Here is a 17,103-nt window from a genome sequence, read left to right as displayed (position 1 = left end):
CTTTACATGATCCAAAACTGGCAAACATATCTGCTCTTTGTTCTTCCTGCTTTGGGAGCAGGAGGCCTTTGGACGCTTGATTCAGAAACGAAAGAAGAAATTCAACTCAAGTCTTTGGAGGAAATTGTGGCCGAAGCCCGTTTTTTTGGCCCGGACTCTATTTATGACTATCCTGTCATAGATTGCAACAATACCAATGATGGGGTTACAACCATAGATTTTAGCAATAATCAGGCAGCAGAATTTGTAGTAGGCCAAAGCAGCTTTTCAGCTAGCTCATCCAGCACTACAGCAGCCAGTTTTAACAATCCCTATGATGTAGCTTTAGATCCTACGACAGGTAAGGTTTTCGTATCGGATCTTTATAACAATCGAATACTTCGATATGCCAATATTGATGAATTCATCTACAATATGGATGCAGAAGCTGTAATCGGTCAGACCAGTTTTACGGCGAATTCTTCCGGGGTTTCTCAAACGAAAATGAATGGTCCTACGGGTATTCATGTAGATAATACCGGGACCCTTTGGGCTTCAGAATTCAGCAGCAGTCGCGTCCTTCGTTTCGACAATGCATCCAGCCTTTCTACTGGAGCCAGTGCAGATGGAGTTTTGGGTCAAAGTAATTATACGGGTTCTGGCCTAAATACTTCCGCCAGTACAATGTACAATCCAGTTGAAGTATTTGTAGAAGATGATGGTACCCTCTGGGTAGCTGACATGAACAATGAGCGTGTACTTCGTTTTGACAATGCTGCTTCAAAAAGTAATGGAGCCAATGCAGATGGAGTTTTGGGTAAAGCAGATTTTACAACGAATGGAAATGATCTCAGCCAGGATCTCACAGACCATACCAGTGCTCTCTATGTGATGAATGGTTCATTGTTCGTGGGGGATATTAGCAATAACCGTATCCTACGTTTTGACAATGCATCCTCAAAAAGTAATGGGGCCAATGCAGATGGATTATTCGGCCAATCCAGTTACACTTCTGAAACGGCGGCTACTTCGCAAAGTGGACTAAGTGAAGGGCGTTTCCTCTTTGGAGATTCACGAGAACGATTATACATCATAGACAATGAAAACAATCGGGTCTTAATTCACGAAAACATTCTCGATAAATCCAATAATGCCAATGCAGATATTGTATTGGCTCAGAGTAATTTTACCTCCTCCAGTTCGGGAACAAATAGTACCAGCCTCAACAATCCTCGGGGAGGTAATTTTCTGGAATATGATCACAGAAGATATCTGGTCGTAGCCGATAGAGGGAATCATAGAGTAATGGTTTGGGGGGGACTAAATATCAGTGTAGATGATACAGCCAATGTTTCCTCTACCCTTCCCGGTTCAGATTTGGCCTCTACAGGTACAACTACCTTTGCCCTGGTTTCCCAGCCAGAAAAAGGAAGCGTCACCCTGGATAATAGTAGCACAGGAGCATTTACTTATACAGCTCCAGGTACCAATTTTGTGGATGCTGATACTTTACTCTCATTTAAATACAGCATTTCTAATGGAAATGGATGTATAGATACGGGTGCAGTCGTCCTGAAACTCGTAGATACACCTCCTGTTGTTGACCAGGACAATGATGGAATTTGGGACAATGTAGATATTGACGATGATAATGACGGAATATTGGATGTGTACGAAAGTTGCAGCTCTTCAAGTGGAGGATCTTCCAGCGTGAGCATAGAAATTCGAATCCAGACAGATTATTATGCATACGAAACCGGCTGGTCGCTATCCAATTCGGGAGGCACGGTTCTTAGCGTCTCATCCAATACATATTCCAGCTATGATTACAACACCTACACCTATACAGGCGATCCGGATGATTTCACCTTTACTATCACCGATTCCTATGGCGATGGGATGTGTTGCAGTTATGGTACAGGCTATTATGAAATACTCGTCGATGGAACAAGTATCGCTGGAGGATCCAGTTCTGGCGTAGGAAGTTTCAGCAGCTCCAAAAGCGAGAATTTCACAGCCTCAGGAGGAGGTTCGAGTGGATTTAGCTGCATAGGAGGAGATCCCAGTGATGATGACGATAATGACGGAACCTTAAATTATGCGGATAGCGATTTCTGTACCCTCAATGCACAGGGAGTTTGTAGTAGTCTCGATCCCGATAATGATGGAATTCCCAATCACCTGGATTTAGATTCAGATGGAGATGGCTGTTCGGATGCCGAAGAAGCTGGTCATGGAGTCAGCCCTCAATCTGATAGTACCATCGCCGGCACCTATGGCGCTAATGGCTTTGTCAATAGCCTGGAAACCTCAGCCGAATCCGGCGAGATCAATTATACCTCTTCAGATAATTTCACAGACGCCAATATCAGCAGCGACTGTGTGAGCGGGAAGGTATTTATGAATCGGCATGTGACACCGAGGGTGAGGAAATAGGGGAAGTGTTGTAGTGTTTTAGTGCGGAAGTTTGAAAAATAGATTCCAACTATAACACTAAAACACCATAACACTTGAGCACTTCTTTAGAACCACTTTATCGTCAAATCAATCATTTTCTGCTTAAAGCCATTGTAAGGCGGCATCAACATTTCGAGGGCACCGGGAATGTGCTGCTGATAAATGCCTCTGGCATCAGAGAAGGCTTCGAATCCAAATTTTCCGTGGCTTTTGCCTATACCGCTATTGTTTGATCCACCAAAGGGAAGATTGTTGTTGAAGAAATGTACATCATTATTGTTGATACAGGTTCCACCTGCACGAGTATTGTCAATGACATGTTTGATGTTCTTCGAATTGCGGCTGTAGATATAAAGGGCCAAAGGTTTTTCCTTGGAATTGATTACTTCCAGGACTTCTGAAATATCAGAATAGGTATTGATGGGAAGTACCGGGCCAAAGATTTCTTTCTGCATGAGGTCAGAGTCTGCGGGAACATCTGTCAGAACCGTAGGCTCCATGTAGTTCTCTTCAGAATTGGTATTTCCTCCATGAACTACTTTAGCTCCCTTTGAAACAGAATCTTCCACATAAGCTTTGATGCGATTGAAGTGATTGTTGTTTACAATCCTGCAATAAGAATCTGATGTCTGCGCATCTCCTCCATAAAACTCATTGAGTTTGGCAGTTAATAACTCTACAAACTTATCTTTCTTGCTCTCATGCACGAAGAGATAGTCCGGAGCAATACAGATCTGTCCATTATTGGAGAATTTCCCCCAGGCAATACGAGTTGCGGCTGATTTCAAATTAGCTGTTTCATCAACAATAGTTGGGGATTTTCCTCCCAACTCCAGCGTAACGGAAGTCAAATGCTTGGCAGCAGCAGCCATCACGATTTTACCGATAGAAGGTGCACCTGTAAAGAAGATGTGATTAAAGGGTAGGCTCAACAATTCTGTCGAAGTTTCAACAGCTCCTTCAAACATTGCTACCTCATTTTCCTCAAAACACTCCTCAATTATCTTCCGCATAATCGCACTGGTATGAGGCGTATGTTCAGAAGGCTTGACGATGACCGTATTCCCCGCAGCAATAGCAGAGATTAGGGGACCAAAAGCCAATTGCATGGGATAGTTCCAGGGAGAAATGATCAGACAAACTCCTTTTGCTTCGTATTTGATGCGAGAAGTTGAGCCCATCAGAGCGATAGGCGTAGATACTCGCTCAGGACGCATCCATTTTCTCAGATGTCTGACCGCATGTTTTACCTCACTGGTAACTACATAAATTTCTGTTAAATCCACTTCTGCAGGCGGCTTTCTAAAATCTTTATACAGCGCATCTCTTACTTCCTGCTTGTACTTAAGGGTAGTATTCATCAGGCGCTTGAGCTTGGCTATTCTTTGCTTGGCAGTAGTATTGGCTACCGCCATTTTATTGGCTTGCTGGGCGGCAAAAACCTCCGCAATTCTGGTTTTTTCTAATGTAGTAGTTGCCATGTTTCGATTAAAATGTTATCTCTATTCTATACTATTAATTAGCTGCGCTACTCATTTCAGTGGACGCAGTTACTTTTTCACTTGCTAAAATCATATCTGCTGCTTTTTCAGCAATCATGTAGGTTGGAGCATTGGTATTTCCTCTTACAACATTTGGCATGATGGAAGCATCCACTACACGGAGTCTCTTGATCCCATGCACGCGCAATTCATCATCCACCACAGCCATCTCATCATGTCCCATTTTACAGGTACTGGTCGGATGATAAAGGGTCTCAACTGAACTGCGAATGAAGTCTTCGATCGCCTTATCGTCATCCATTAATTCTGAGGGTTCATGCATTCCGACCCGATAAGATTTGAAAGCATCTGTCATACCCAGTTTTTGGGCCATTTTATAGCCCCAAATAGATTTTCTCACATCATCACTATCACTAAGGTAATTGTGGTCAATGATGGGAGCTGCTTCCGGATTGGCAGAGGCCAGACTTACTGTACCTTTGCTTTTGGGATTCAAAACCTTTCCACCAATCGAATATCCCTGCGTTCCTTTAGGGGCTTTGATAAATCCATGTTCGCGGAAATAGGCAGGCCCAAAGTGATACTGGGTATCGATGACAGATTCATCCGGACTTTTCAAAAAGGCTCCGGACTCTCCTACATTGCTATTGAAGGGCCCCTGTTTGTTGACCAGATAATTGAAGAGGTGCCCCAGGATGGCCGGAAAATTCTCTGCCGTATCGAGAGATTTTTTATAGTTGGAATTGAAGATGGCGAAATAAACCAGGTGATCCTGGAGATTCTTGCCCACTCCCGGTAAATGATGCAGAACTTCGATCCCGTGTTTTTGGAGATCAGCCCCATCCCCTACTCCAGATAGATTCAGGATTTGCGGACTGTTGTAAGCTCCTGCACTCAGGATGACTTCTTTATTCGCTTTCACTTCACGTACATTCCCTTTCTGAGAGAACTTCACGCCCGTCGCCACACCATCTTCAATGATTATTTTATGAACATGGGCATGGGTTTCGACTGTGAGATTGCTTCTACTTTTTGCAGGATTGAGGAAAGCATGTGCAGCACTCCAGCGACTGCCCTTTTTATGGGTTACCTGATAAAAACCAAAACCTTCCTGCTTTTCTCCATTAAAGTCTGAATTATGTGTAAAACCCAATTCTTGTCCAGCCTTTACAAAAACCTTGGACAATTCATTGGTGTAATTTCTATTCTGAACATTCAGGGGGCCACCCTGACCATGATATTCATTCTGGATGTGCTCATTGTGCTGAGACTTTTTGAAATAGGGCAAAACCTCCTCATAGGACCATCCTTTATTTCCCATAGCAGACCACTCATCATAGTCGGCCTTATTACCCCGAATGTAAATCATCGCATTGATACTGGAAGATCCCCCCAATACTTTTCCTCTGGGCAAAAAGAGTTCCCGATCAGATAGATGTTTCTGAGGGGCAGTATGATAGGTCCAGTCTTCTTTACTTTTAAATAATTTGGGGAAGCCTGCCGGTATTTTGATATTAGGATTACTATCTTTCCCGCCTGCTTCGAGTAACAAAACGCGATTGGCAGGGTTTGCAGACAAACGATTGGCTAGTACAGAGCCGGCGGAACCTGCTCCGATGATCACATAGTCAAAGGTATTTTCCATGTAGATGGGTAAATTTAGTAGTAGTCGATTTTGGGATTATGCCCAGATAGATTTCTTTACAAATTAGCAAAAATTTATGAGAACTACCCCTCAGAGATTACTGAAGCTTGATTTTGTTAAGCTTTTCCATCAGAGTAAACAACTGGTTTTGCTCCGGAAAAGTTTGGATACATCTCTGGAGGGAAAGCAGAGTTTCCTTTCTATGCATGCTCTGAGTTTTGTGATTGAGGGTCATCAAAGAATAGAGGCTTATGAAGGAGAAATCTTAGGTGTCCAAAAGGGGGAAATAGCAATTATCAAAAAGGGCTTGTACACCATTACAGATATGATAGCTGAGGATGGACATTTTGAGGTATGCCTTTTGTTCTTTTCGGACGAAATTCTCAGGGAAGTCCTGAAACTTCACGATAGTAGACAACGTCCGGAACAGAGCGCTTTTTTCAAACTACAAGCTCCTGAATACCTTCATCATTTCTGGAAGTCTGTCGAACAAGTTCACAGCAGCCTGCTAAATACCTCTCCGACCTTTTTTGACATCAAAGCCTGGGAACTATTCTCTGCACTGATCAGCCATGATGAAAGCGGAAAAACAGAGCAAAAACTCCGTGGATTGCTTCAAGCTAAATCAAGAGGTTTGCATAGCTTCATGGAGGAAAATTTTGACAAATCTCTGAGTATAGAAGACTTTGCTTATTTGACTGGCCGTAGTCCTGCAAGTTTCCGCCGAGAATTCAAGCTCAAATTTGGGACTTCTCCCCGCAAGTGGATCATTCGCCAGAGATTAGACAAAGCAGCGGACTTGCTTCAAAAAAGTAATATGTCCGTTTCAGAAGTCGCGCAGGAAGTCGGCTACGAAAGTACTTCTCATTTTATCAAGGGCTTCAAAAAACAATTTGGCCATACGCCCAGAAAACTTTCCAGCCTCTAATTTCAGTTTCTGATCATTTCCCGACATTCTGATTGAAAGCCGTCATTTCAACAGAGATTCAAAAGCTAGTTTTGAAGCGTGTTTGTGTTTTAGGGTATTTGAGTAAAGGCCTAAGCTCCCAAACTCACTAAATCCCTCTAACACTACAACACTCTAACACTATAACACCTCTTTATCATGATCGCATTTATCGGACTCGGAATCATGGGCAGCCGCATGGCAAAAAATCTGCTCAAGCAGGGACAGGATCTCATCGTTTACAATCGTTCGGAAGGACCTGCCAAAGAATTGGAAGCCCTGGGAGCAAAGAGGGCGCAAAACATCGCAGAAGCTGTTCAAGAAGCTGATACGGTAATCAGCATGCTTTCCAATCCAGAGGTAGTAGAATCCGTGATGCTTGGTGAAAGCGGAGGATTATCCCAAATGAAGAGGGGTGCAAGATGGATCGATTGCTCTACCGTAAACCCTTCCTTTTCATCCAAAGCAAAAGAGGCTGCCGAGGAAGCCGGGATGCTCTTTATTGATGCTCCTGTAGCTGGCACAAAGCCACATGCAGAAAATGCCGAACTGGTATTTTTCGCAGGAGGAGAAGAAGCTGAAATAAAGGAAATAGAACCCATGCTCCTGCAAATGGGGAAGAAAGTCATTCATATAGGTGAATCAGGCAAAGGCGCTTCCTTCAAAATGCTGGTCAATTCCCTGCTCGCTCAATCCATGCTTATTTTTTCAGAGACCGTTTTATTGGGCGAAAAGATGGGTCTGGATAAAGACTTCCTCCTAAATACACTCCCAAATCTGGTGGTATCCGCTCCCTTCACCAAATTCAAAGCTGAGATGATCCGCAAGAACGATTATGAGGTTCAATTTCCCCTCGAACTTATGCATAAAGATCTTCAACTAGCAGCTCTCTCTGCCTATGAAGAGAATCAACCCCTTCCGATGGCCAATGTGGCTAAGGAGATTTATGCACAGGCAAAAAAGCAGGGATTGGGTAGATTAGACTTTGCGGCGATTCATAGGTTTATGGAAGGGTAAAGAGGGAGGTGTTCTGGTGTTCTGGTGTTCTGGTGTTCTGGAGGGGATTATTTACTTGTTGTTTATATACCGTAATAGCCCCAATGTCAACGATATGGTTTTATCGACCTCTTTCCTTAAACTTTCTAGCTCATCCTGGTTTAGGTAATGCAAATCCTCCACTAGATACAGCATACTCTGAACTTCTAAACCAGAGCTTTGAGCAACATTTAAAAATCTAATGAATTCTTTATCGCTATACCTACCAAAGCCTTCCGCTATATTATTCATGAGAGAAAGAGCTGCGGATCTTAGTTGATTTTTTATTTCGAAATCTTTGCTAAGCTTTCCTTTATTTGAAATCAAGTAGATTTCCTTCGTTAACATTCTTGCGGATCTCCAGCACTCCAATTCTTCAAATCTTTTAATACTTGCCATAGCATATAGGTGTTTTTCTTATTAGTCCCCATATGATTTACATATAACAACATGGTCTCTAAAAAAATTCCAGAACACGAGAATACAAGAACACCTTAACACCATTAGCCCTTTTCCAGAGCTTTCTCCAACACCACATCCCTTTCCTCCCACAAATCCTGAACGCTTGGTAGAATTTCTATGTCCGGCTGAACGCCATGTCCGGTATTTTCAAAATTGACGCGCATAAGGGACTTGATGGCAGGGAGGGTAACTTTGATACCAGAATGAGGAAGTACAAGGGTCAGAAGATCACTGGCGACCTGCGTTACACAATTTCCCCCAGCTTCTGTACCGATAAAGCTAGCATTTGTATGGGTTTTTATTTGGCCTAACAGCTCGCCGGTGGCAGAGGAACTACGAGCGTTGATCAAGACAATCAATTCACCATCGAACGCAAGCGCCTCAGGCTTTATCTGTATTTTGGGTGCCGCCTTCCCCTCATACCTCCCATTCCGCCAAATCAGGTTTTGCTTATGAAAGTGCTTGAAGAAAAAATCCTTTTCATAGTACTGGGCATCTTCGATTTTGTCGACCTTTGCATATTCCAGTATAGCAGGACGAATGCTTTCCTTGATCAGATAGGCAAGCAATTTATAACTCGCTTCCGGATAGCCTCCTCCATTGTTGCGAAGGTCGAGGATAAGTTTTTGGCTGCCTTTTTCTTTGATTTTTTTAAAGCTGTCCTTCAGAAAGCTGATATATGTTCTGGCTTTTTCCGGTTGAAAGGAAGCAATTTTCAAATAGGCCACATCTTCTATAAACTTGAATTGATATTTCTCTCCATGCCCAAATAGATTGGGCGTCTTTAAATTTTGAGCAGCTTCCTGCAACTCAATCTGTGGGATACCGGATATAGTGGTCCGCTTTTTTTTCCCTTTCTGATCCACATATTCCAGATCATAGCTAGTTGGAGTACCGAAAAACTGCGCATACTTTCGACTAAAAACTACAGAAAGCGCCCAATTGGGACTACTCTCATTGAAGCCATCCACTCTATACAAGGCTTTCATCTCCTCGAAAATCTCCAGGATATCTCTCCCATTCATACGAGTTATAACAGCTCCTACTCCAATTTCCTGTTCCCGACTTAAATCTTCCAGAACGTAAAGTTTAGCCTTATCATGATACAGCCGAAAAGGGAAACGAGGCAAGTCATTTATCAATTGTTCATTATAAGCATCTGGTGCCTGTATTTCTGTGTGATTATTTCCAATGGGTCGAAGAATAGGAAGCAATGCTCTATAAAAATCTATCTGAGACATAGGCTCATTGAGTCTCGCTTTAATCTCCTCAAAAATCCCATACAGCTTCTCTTTACTGCTGTAGGTGTACAATCCGGGATGTACTTTTTCCAATTGCCCTCGAAACACCTGAAAATCCTCCTGCAACTGTTTCACGGATAATTCTTCCAAAGTCTGAGATCGTAGATATCCGAACTGGCTAAGCAAGAGGAGCAAGATTATTAGGTTTTTCATTTTTGTTGAACTAGAGAAAAGGGGCGGCTTCCCTACATCTAGTCGGGAAATACCGCCATCCTTCATGATCTTACTGAATACTTAAAAAGCTGGAAGAAACTTTTTCCTCTCCGGCATCATCTTTCATCCTAACCCTGATTTCCGCTTCTCCCGAAGCTGTGCCGGCTTTGATTTCAATTTCTTTCGTCAGTTTCCATTCCTTTTGCCCAATGTTTTCATACAATAACTCCAGATCAAGAAGGGAAGATTCGATTTTTACAAAATCGATCCCATCGTCGTCTTTGGCTTCTATAGTAAGTTCGAAGGTATCGCCGGAAGCAAGGCTTTGAAGATTGCCATCCAGGGAGCTTGTTACACTCAGGGAACTGATAGAAGGTTCGTCACAGGCTGATACCATCAAAAGGATCAACAGACAGCTCAGGTAATTTTGAATTTTTCTCATTTGCTTGATTTTTCTGCAAAATGAGCTTCAAAAAGCGGGAAAACGCTCCAATGGAAGCATTGGCACCTATAGTTTGGTACTTTCTTTTTTATAAGCTGATGGAGATCGACCGGTATTCTTTTTGAAGATGCGGTTGAAACTGCTTTTGGACTTGAAGCCACTTTCGTAAGCAATGGCCAGCAAGGTATAATGAGAATATTCAGGGCTTTGCATCTTCTGTTTTACCTCTTCTACCCGATGCTCATTGATGAGTTCGAAAAAATTGAGCTCCAGCACCTGATTGAGTAAAGCAGAGAGTTTCTTATCTGTCGTTCCTAAGTGTCCTGCCAATTCTCCCAGACTGAGGTCTTCTTTCAGAAATAGCTTATCCTCTTTTAATGCTTTTTCCAGACTTGATTTCAAGTCTTCTATCTCCTCCTCAGAAGCATTGGATAAATGGTGAGGGTTGATACCGCTACTTACTTCTTTCTGATCTTCTTTCACTTCGAATACATAAGCGGGTAATAAGATCCGAGATTGAGTGATGCCCTTATAGCCCAGATAGAAAATCAATAGAATCAGGCTGGTATCAGTAAAAAAATTGGGATTGAAGCTAATAGGCCTCTGGGTATAGGTATAGAGGGCAACTAAAAGATTAATGATGAGGGTAAGGATAAGACCGATCAATAAATACCTTACCCATAGGAGTTCCTTCTCATGCAATTGAGAGAAATTTTGTTCCAAGAGTTTCCGATAAGACTTAAGTAAGATTAAGGAAGCAAGACAATAGGCAATCAGGTAAAAAGCCTGAAGCTGAAGCAAAGGTTCCAGTTTATCAATTAGCTGCACATAATTGGGGGAAATATCCGGCATCCAGATATCCAACCAGCGAGGGAATGAAATAAAAATCAGATAAAAGACAAGTGGAAGCAAGTGTATCCAGAATTTACGAAGCCCAAACTCCTCACTATAAAGACTCCTGATATAGAGATACAGCAAAGGCCCCAAAGCAAAACCTAGAGAGTCAGCAAAAAGAAAAGCCAGGCCTTTTAAAAAGGTCAGTTGATGCAATTCTGCATAGGCCGCGAGGGGCACAAAAAACAGGAAAAAGAATATGCTAAAAAGGATAAGATGAGAACGTCCCTTTTTCCTCGACCGAAAGAGTATGATGAGGATAAGCAGACAGGCAAGGATACCTGCGGTGTATATGAAACTGCTTATTAAGGTCATGGGAAAGCTGGGACTTTATGGGATAAACGAGAGTTAGGGGGAAGACGTGTTCTGGTGTTCTGGTGTTTTAATTGAATTAGCGAGAATACAAGCGCACTAGAACACCAGAACACCTTAAAAGGCTTCTAAGCCTCTCTCTAAATCTTCTATCAGATCCTCCACATGTTCCAGCCCTACTGATATCCGCATATCACCTTTGGAAATGCCCATGGCTTTAAATTGCTCTTCGCTTAGCTCTTTTACATAGGAAATTGCAGGGGCATAGATAAGGCTTTCATGTCCTCCCCAGCTTACCCCAATTTGAAAGACTTCCAGTGTATTGAAGAAGGCTTTGATTTCATCTAGCTCCTCTGTATCCAGTTGAAAGCCCATGAGTCCGGTAAAGCCTTTCATCTGTTTTTTTGCCAGTTCGTATTGGGGAAAGTCGGGAAGACCCGGATAACGCACTTTTTTGACCTTGGGGTGCTTTTGGAGGAATTGAGCGACTTCCAAGGCATTGGCTTGATGCTTTTCCATACGCATGGGAAGGGTACGTAAACTTCGGAGAATCAGCCAGGCTTCGAAAGGAGCCATTTTCGCCCCCAGCAATTCATATTCTTTGACCTGGATTTCATCTATAATCTCCTCACTGGCTATCAAGACACCGGCAACTATATCACTATGCCCGCCCAGATATTTGGAGCAGGAATGCATCTCGATATCTACCCCCATAGCCAAAGGCTTTTGATAGATGGGACTGGCCCAGGTATTATCGATCAAGGTCTTGATTCCATGTTTTTTCGCCAGAGCCACTACAGCTGCAATATCCTGCAAACTGAATACAGCTGAAGAAGGACTCTCCAAATAGATAAGAGCCGTATTTTCCTGAATCGCCTCTTCGAAATCCGAGACTTTCTCACCACTTACAAAACTGAGCTCAAGTCCCATTTTCTCCCGGAGGTAGACATTCATAAAGTTATTGGCGGGGCCATAAACATTCTTCAAGGCAATCACATGATCCCCTGCTTTCACACAATGAAGAACGCCTGCTGATATGGCTGCCATACCTGAAGCAAAAAGCTTGGCCTTTCCTCCACCTGCCAATCTAGCGATCTTCTTTTCCACCAGAGCAACGGTAGGATTCATACCTCGACTATAAATCGGCGTATTCACCCGATCATCAAATGCTTCATCTATTCCCTCCCAATCCTGAAAAGTAAAGAGCGAATTCTGGAAAATCGGTGGTACAACTGCCCCTCTATATTCACTCCTCTCTTCTCCAAAATGAGCAAGATCCGTTTCTATTTTTCTTTTTTTTGCCATAACTAAATTTCCGTTCAAATCCTGCCACCCAAGTGAGCTGGCATTAGCATTTTTAGCCTTTTTGCTGACTTTTTGCCGTCAATAAGTCAGAAGACTCTTCATAAAAACATCCAATCCCCGTCAAAGCCAAAGAGAATGCCATTACAAAATTAAATAAGGACAGCAATTGCCAATTCCAAAAGTCTGCCAAAGGCACCCCTAGAGTCGCGACCATAAAAACCGAAGTAGTATGCCAGGGCACCAGACTTTCCAGCATGGTCCCCATATCTTCGATCGATCTACTCAGGACTTTTCGGGGAATTTTCAGTTGGTCAAATTTATGCAGAAAGGCATCTCCTACAATGAAGCTGGCCGCATATTGATTGGAAGTCATCGAATTGCTGAGTCCTGTTGATAAAAGAGCGGATATAATGGTTGCCGAACGACTTTTAGCAAAAGAAAATACCCGACTCACAATCCGTGGCATGGCCTGTATGGTATCGATACTTCCCACAAAGCAAAAAACAATGAGAGAAATCACAATGGGATCATTGAGTTCGTATAGACCTCCTCTATTGAATAAAGTCGCAACATTCTCAGGAACCACGCCCACCCAGCTCGCCATGCTGGTATCAAATCCTTTGTAAAAGGCATGGATCACATCCTCTGAACGAAAGTCCTGAAAGATCAGGGCAAGGATACAGGCCGTAATGGATGAGCTAATCAATACGGGTAAAGTTGCAATCTTTTTGATCGAGCCATACAGAACGATGATGGGAGGTACAAGCAGTAGGATGTTAAATTCAAATAAGGCATCTATGCCTTCCAAAGTTCTTTCAACCTGGCTATAATCTCCTCCCGTCAAACTGGCTGGAGGAGCCAAAAAGCCCATGACAAAAAATATGATTCCTGCCAGAATTGCGGAAGGAAGGGTCGTCCACAACATGGAGCGAATGTGATCATAGACATCTATTTCTACAGCCAGCGCGGCGATATTGGTAGTGTCTGAGAGGGGGGAAAGTTTATCTCCGAAAAAGGCCCCTCCAATGATTGCTCCGGCAGCTATGCCTAAATCCGCTTCAATCGCTCCAGCTACCCCTATCAATACCACTCCTATCGTTCCCACCGATCCCCAGGAAGTACCTGTAAGGGAGGAAAAAATAATAGGGACCACAAAACAAATGATGTAGATATAGGAGGCATTGATGGACTTAATCCCATAATAGACAAACATCGGAATGGTTCCGGAGATGATCCAGCTTCCTATAATGGTTCCAATCGCAAATAGGATAAGGAAGGTGGGCATAGCTTTAGCCAACTTAGCTACCATATGCGACTGAATGGTTTTCCAGGAAAAGCCCAAATAAAACAATTGTGCGACAGAAATAGAAGCAGCCAGCAGGAATACGATTTCCAACGGGATTTGGGATTGCCCAAATACTTTGGGACGAAGAATCAAGCCATAAATAATCAGCAAGAGTAAACTCGCTACGGGAAATAATGCTTGCCAGAAGCTGATATCTCTTTCTTCTGCTTTAGGGATTTGCGGTTCATTCATTCTTGCCAAATATTCTGAGAGAACCGAGGATTAATAATGGCAATAAGAAAACGATCCAGAATGCCCAGGTCAGATAGCCATAGCCTTTTGAAATGAGGTCAATAAGTCCGACTAAATCCGCAAAGAATATTGCCAATATCAGAATAACAACTCCAATCGCTAATCGCATATAAGCGGGCATTTCCTCTCCCCTTTCTTTATAAACCCCAGCCACTCTTTCATTGTATCCATGTATCATGCCTGTACCCGTTTCGATAAAAGTACCAAAGAGGATGAGTTGAAAGATTAATTGAAAGATGGGCCAATCCAATTGACCGATCAGAAAGTTCGCAGGGATAGCTTCCGTCAGGATGCCCGGATAAAAGGCCAACATGGATGTATAAATAAAAATCGCGGGTAGCATAGCCAGGGGTCCGGCCAATAAGCCAGCAGTCATGGCTTCTTTACGGTTCTTAAAATTACCGGCGATGAAGAGGATAGCGGGTAAAGCAGCCAGATTGTAAGCGGCATATTGAAAGCCACCAGTCAACCAGGGAGCATCCGGCTTGGATACGCCCATTTGCTCTGCTATAGTTCCTCCATATTTATAAACTGCTGCTATAATCAGGATCAAATAGGCAGCATAGAGTACCAAAGACCAGGTAGACAGGGCTTTTTCAATGAGTTTACTCCCTTTGAAAACGAGATAGCCCACAACTGTTACCATCAGGAGCGTACCGACCATTTTCGACCAGCCCGTCATCTCAAACAATAACTCTCCCGAAGCCGATCCTACCACAGCAACAGCGATGACCAAATTGGCAATGTACACCAATTCGAAGAGCATCCATCCTTTCCCTAATAGATTTTTGAGGAAACTTCGATAATCATAGAGTTTATACCGACGAGCCAATTCAAAACCGATGGCGATGATGATGCTCCAGATGACCATAGAAACCAGGATTCCCAAATAGCCCCCCAGAGGTCCTTTACTCATGAAAAATTCGATGATCTCACGACCGGTTCCATAGCCTCCTCCAACAACAATAGATTGAAATAACAGGCCCGGAACGATATAAGTTTTATAGATATTTTTCATGGAGGATTAATTGCGATATTTTCCTACTACAGCTCTTCCGGGGAATGCGCCTTCAACATTCTTGCCTTCTTTCACCACGAAGACTCCATTCACCAATACATAAGTAACTCCTTCAGAATACTGAAGTCCTTTAAAATCTGCTTTATCAATAATGGTCTCTGGATCGAAAATGGTGATATCCGCATCTGCCCCCACCTGTAAGCGCCCTTTCAAATGCATAGAAGGAGCTACCTCCTCCAATCTTTGGGCAGGCATCAGGGTCATTTTACGCAAGGCATCCATAAGGCCAATCACTTTTTTCTCTCTCACATATCTTCCCAGGACTCTTGAGAAAGTGCCGGCAGTACGAGGATGGGCTTTGGGATGATAAGGCATTCCATCGGAACCGATCATAGTCCGCGGATCAGCAATGCCTTTTTCTATCCATTCAGGTTTCATCATGTGAATGATTACAATCCCTCCTTTTTCCCGATATTCTTTAAAAGTGGCTTCCGTCAACCTTTCACCAGTCGCTTCCCACTGAATATCCCCATAGCTAATGCCCAATTTCTCCTGCCAGCCTTCATCAAAAATGGCGGACTCCAGAGAGGTAGAAGCAGCTGTATATGGATATACCTCAGTCGTTACATCCAGTCCATTCTTTTGAGCATCTTCGACCATGTCCAGGGTTACCTGTATTTCGCCTAGAGAGAGACTATTTGCATGGACAATATGAAGTGGGGCTCCACTGGCAGTTGCATTAGAAATAGCTTCCTGAATCCCCGGCATCCCGAATCCACGGGTATGTGAGAAAACTGGTACTCCTTTTTCGGCAGCAAATTGGTAGACCTTATAAATTTCACCTGCAGTTGCTCCGGGATAGTAACCCACAGGAACCCCTACCCCTAAAGCTCCCTTTTCCAATTCCTCCAACAAAAGTTCCCGCATATATACCAGATCATCTTCTGTAAGCGAACGATAACCCGCAGTTTGAAGATTGGCTTGTAAACGAAAGAGCTCTGGTGCTTCAAATCCCTTCTCTTTTAAGATATCTTTTGCCTGATCCAGGTAGTTGCGATATTCTTTCATCGCCAGTGCCCTCAAAAGCGCATGGGGAACAGTAGCTCCATAGTTAACAATGGTCTTACCTTCTTTGCTTTTGATCCATTCTTTCAAAAAGGGCATCCCTCCTTCCAGTTCCAAAGCAGTGGTTACTCCATCTCTGGCCTGGTATTTATGGGCAGCATTGGTTTGGCCATGTACATGGAGGTCAATAAAACCTGGAGATACAACCAGGCCCGAAACATCGATCACCTCTTTCCCCTCCAGTTCATCGCGGCTAATTTCCACAATGCGGTCTCCTCGTATGCCTACATTTCGAATGGCATCCAGGCCGGTTTCCGGATCCATTACCCTACCCCCTTTCAGGACAATATCCAACTGAGCCGGGCAGAAAAGAATTTGGAATAGTAGCAATAGAAAAACAGTAGTTCTGTGTGTAGTGTTCATAGTAGTTTTTATAGATTTTTCTTTCTGATTCGTCGGGATTTCTGAATTTAGGAATATTGGAGGAATATGTAGCAATTGCTTTCGGACTCAAAATGAAATATATTTGCAACATGTTTGCAAAAAGGCAGATGAGCATATTAGGCCAAACAGGGACTATTCTCCTGCTTGCCTGCTATCTTTTTGTCTTTATGCTATCCAACATTTCTCATGAACTCAGCCATGAGCATGAGGAAGAACATGTGGTTCATACAATAGAAGCTGAACAGGACGAATGCCACAGGACGCTTTATCATGCAGCTCAGAATAACGGTTGTGATCATCGCGAACATTTTCTCCCCAGCAACCCAAGTTGTGAACTTTGCGATGCCTTTATCCGGAATTATCAACTGGACGATGAGCAATCATTTATTGCTACCGCAGAATTTTTGCTGGAATTAGTGGAGGAAAATCTTCCTCTCGCCATTACCCAGGCAAATATTTTCCACCGCTCACCTCGAGCCCCCCCTCTTTCCTGATCGCATCTTTCTCTATCAGTTGAACTCTTGGGTTCGACTAAGCCGGGATAAC

The 17,103-nt window shown here is 43.2% G+C and carries 14 protein-coding genes; 4 read left to right on the top strand and 10 right to left on the bottom strand.

Annotated features, from left to right (window positions below; all coding sequences use genetic code 11):
* Nucleotides 1–6 precede the first annotated feature (6 nt).
* Nucleotides 7–2,415, top strand: a complete 2,409-nt coding sequence (locus R8P61_00995) for a hypothetical protein (GenBank protein MDW3645621.1) — start codon at nucleotides 7–9, stop codon at nucleotides 2,413–2,415.
* A gap of 86 nt (nucleotides 2,416–2,501) precedes the next feature.
* Here R8P61_00995 and R8P61_00990 read toward each other — a convergent pair whose 3' ends face one another.
* Nucleotides 2,502–3,917, bottom strand: coding sequence for an aldehyde dehydrogenase family protein (locus R8P61_00990; GenBank protein ID MDW3645620.1), 1,416 nt, complete (start codon nucleotides 3,915–3,917; stop codon nucleotides 2,502–2,504).
* Nucleotides 3,918–3,951: 34 nt separating this feature from the next.
* On the bottom strand, nucleotides 3,952–5,583 hold the full coding sequence (locus R8P61_00985; protein MDW3645619.1) for a choline dehydrogenase: 1,632 nt from the start codon (nucleotides 5,581–5,583) through the stop codon (nucleotides 3,952–3,954).
* Between the two features lie 76 nt (nucleotides 5,584–5,659).
* Between R8P61_00985 and R8P61_00980 the strand changes: the two genes are divergently transcribed.
* Nucleotides 5,660–6,511, top strand: a complete 852-nt coding sequence (locus R8P61_00980; protein MDW3645618.1) for an AraC family transcriptional regulator — start codon at nucleotides 5,660–5,662, stop codon at nucleotides 6,509–6,511.
* A gap of 177 nt (nucleotides 6,512–6,688) precedes the next feature.
* Entirely contained in the window at nucleotides 6,689–7,546 is an 858-nt protein-coding gene (locus R8P61_00975) for an NAD(P)-dependent oxidoreductase (GenBank protein ID MDW3645617.1), read from the top strand.
* Nucleotides 7,547–7,597: 51 nt separating this feature from the next.
* Here the strand turns inward: R8P61_00975 and R8P61_00970 are convergent, their stop codons facing one another.
* The 8 genes from R8P61_00970 to R8P61_00935 all read right to left on the bottom strand — a co-directional run bounded on the left by R8P61_00970 (nucleotide 7,598) and on the right by R8P61_00935 (nucleotide 16,536).
* Complete coding sequence (locus tag R8P61_00970) at nucleotides 7,598–7,963, bottom strand: four helix bundle protein (protein ID MDW3645616.1); 366 nt, start codon at nucleotides 7,961–7,963, stop codon at nucleotides 7,598–7,600.
* Between the two features lie 104 nt (nucleotides 7,964–8,067).
* Complete coding sequence (locus tag R8P61_00965; protein ID MDW3645615.1) at nucleotides 8,068–9,480, bottom strand: S41 family peptidase; 1,413 nt, start codon at nucleotides 9,478–9,480, stop codon at nucleotides 8,068–8,070.
* A 70-nt stretch (nucleotides 9,481–9,550) separates the two neighbouring features.
* Nucleotides 9,551–9,922, bottom strand: a complete 372-nt coding sequence (locus tag R8P61_00960) for a hypothetical protein (GenBank protein MDW3645614.1) — start codon at nucleotides 9,920–9,922, stop codon at nucleotides 9,551–9,553.
* Between the two features lie 66 nt (nucleotides 9,923–9,988).
* Nucleotides 9,989–11,131 carry a helix-turn-helix domain-containing protein gene (locus R8P61_00955; protein ID MDW3645613.1) on the bottom strand — a complete coding sequence of 381 codons (1,143 nt, stop codon included), beginning with the start codon at nucleotides 11,129–11,131 and terminating at the stop codon, nucleotides 9,989–9,991.
* 114 nt (nucleotides 11,132–11,245) lie between these two features.
* Nucleotides 11,246–12,433 (bottom strand): aminotransferase class I/II-fold pyridoxal phosphate-dependent enzyme, encoded by a 1,188-nt coding sequence (locus tag R8P61_00950; GenBank protein MDW3645612.1) that lies wholly within the window; start codon nucleotides 12,431–12,433, stop codon nucleotides 11,246–11,248.
* 52 nt (nucleotides 12,434–12,485) lie between these two features.
* Nucleotides 12,486–13,970, bottom strand: a complete 1,485-nt coding sequence (locus R8P61_00945; GenBank protein MDW3645611.1) for a Na+/H+ antiporter NhaC family protein — start codon at nucleotides 13,968–13,970, stop codon at nucleotides 12,486–12,488.
* Nucleotides 13,963–15,048 carry a hypothetical protein gene (locus R8P61_00940; protein ID MDW3645610.1) on the bottom strand — a complete coding sequence of 362 codons (1,086 nt, stop codon included), beginning with the start codon at nucleotides 15,046–15,048 and terminating at the stop codon, nucleotides 13,963–13,965. Before R8P61_00940 ends, R8P61_00945 begins: the two co-directional genes overlap by 8 nt.
* Before the next feature lie 6 nt (nucleotides 15,049–15,054).
* Complete coding sequence (locus tag R8P61_00935) at nucleotides 15,055–16,536, bottom strand: amidohydrolase family protein (protein ID MDW3645609.1); 1,482 nt, start codon at nucleotides 16,534–16,536, stop codon at nucleotides 15,055–15,057.
* A gap of 128 nt (nucleotides 16,537–16,664) precedes the next feature.
* Here R8P61_00935 and R8P61_00930 point away from each other — a divergent pair, with 128 nt between their 5' ends.
* Nucleotides 16,665–17,051: a hypothetical protein gene (locus R8P61_00930; GenBank protein MDW3645608.1), complete on the top strand. Its 387-nt coding sequence runs from the start codon at nucleotides 16,665–16,667 to the stop codon at nucleotides 17,049–17,051.
* Nucleotides 17,052–17,103: the final 52 nt, after the last annotated feature.

The sequence above is a fragment of the Bacteroidia bacterium genome, assembly GCA_033391075.1.
Taxonomy (GTDB): domain Bacteria; phylum Bacteroidota; class Bacteroidia; order J057; family J057; genus JAWPMV01.
The sequence above is the reverse complement of the archived record's forward strand: the minus strand, read 5'-3'. Positions and strand labels throughout refer to the sequence as shown.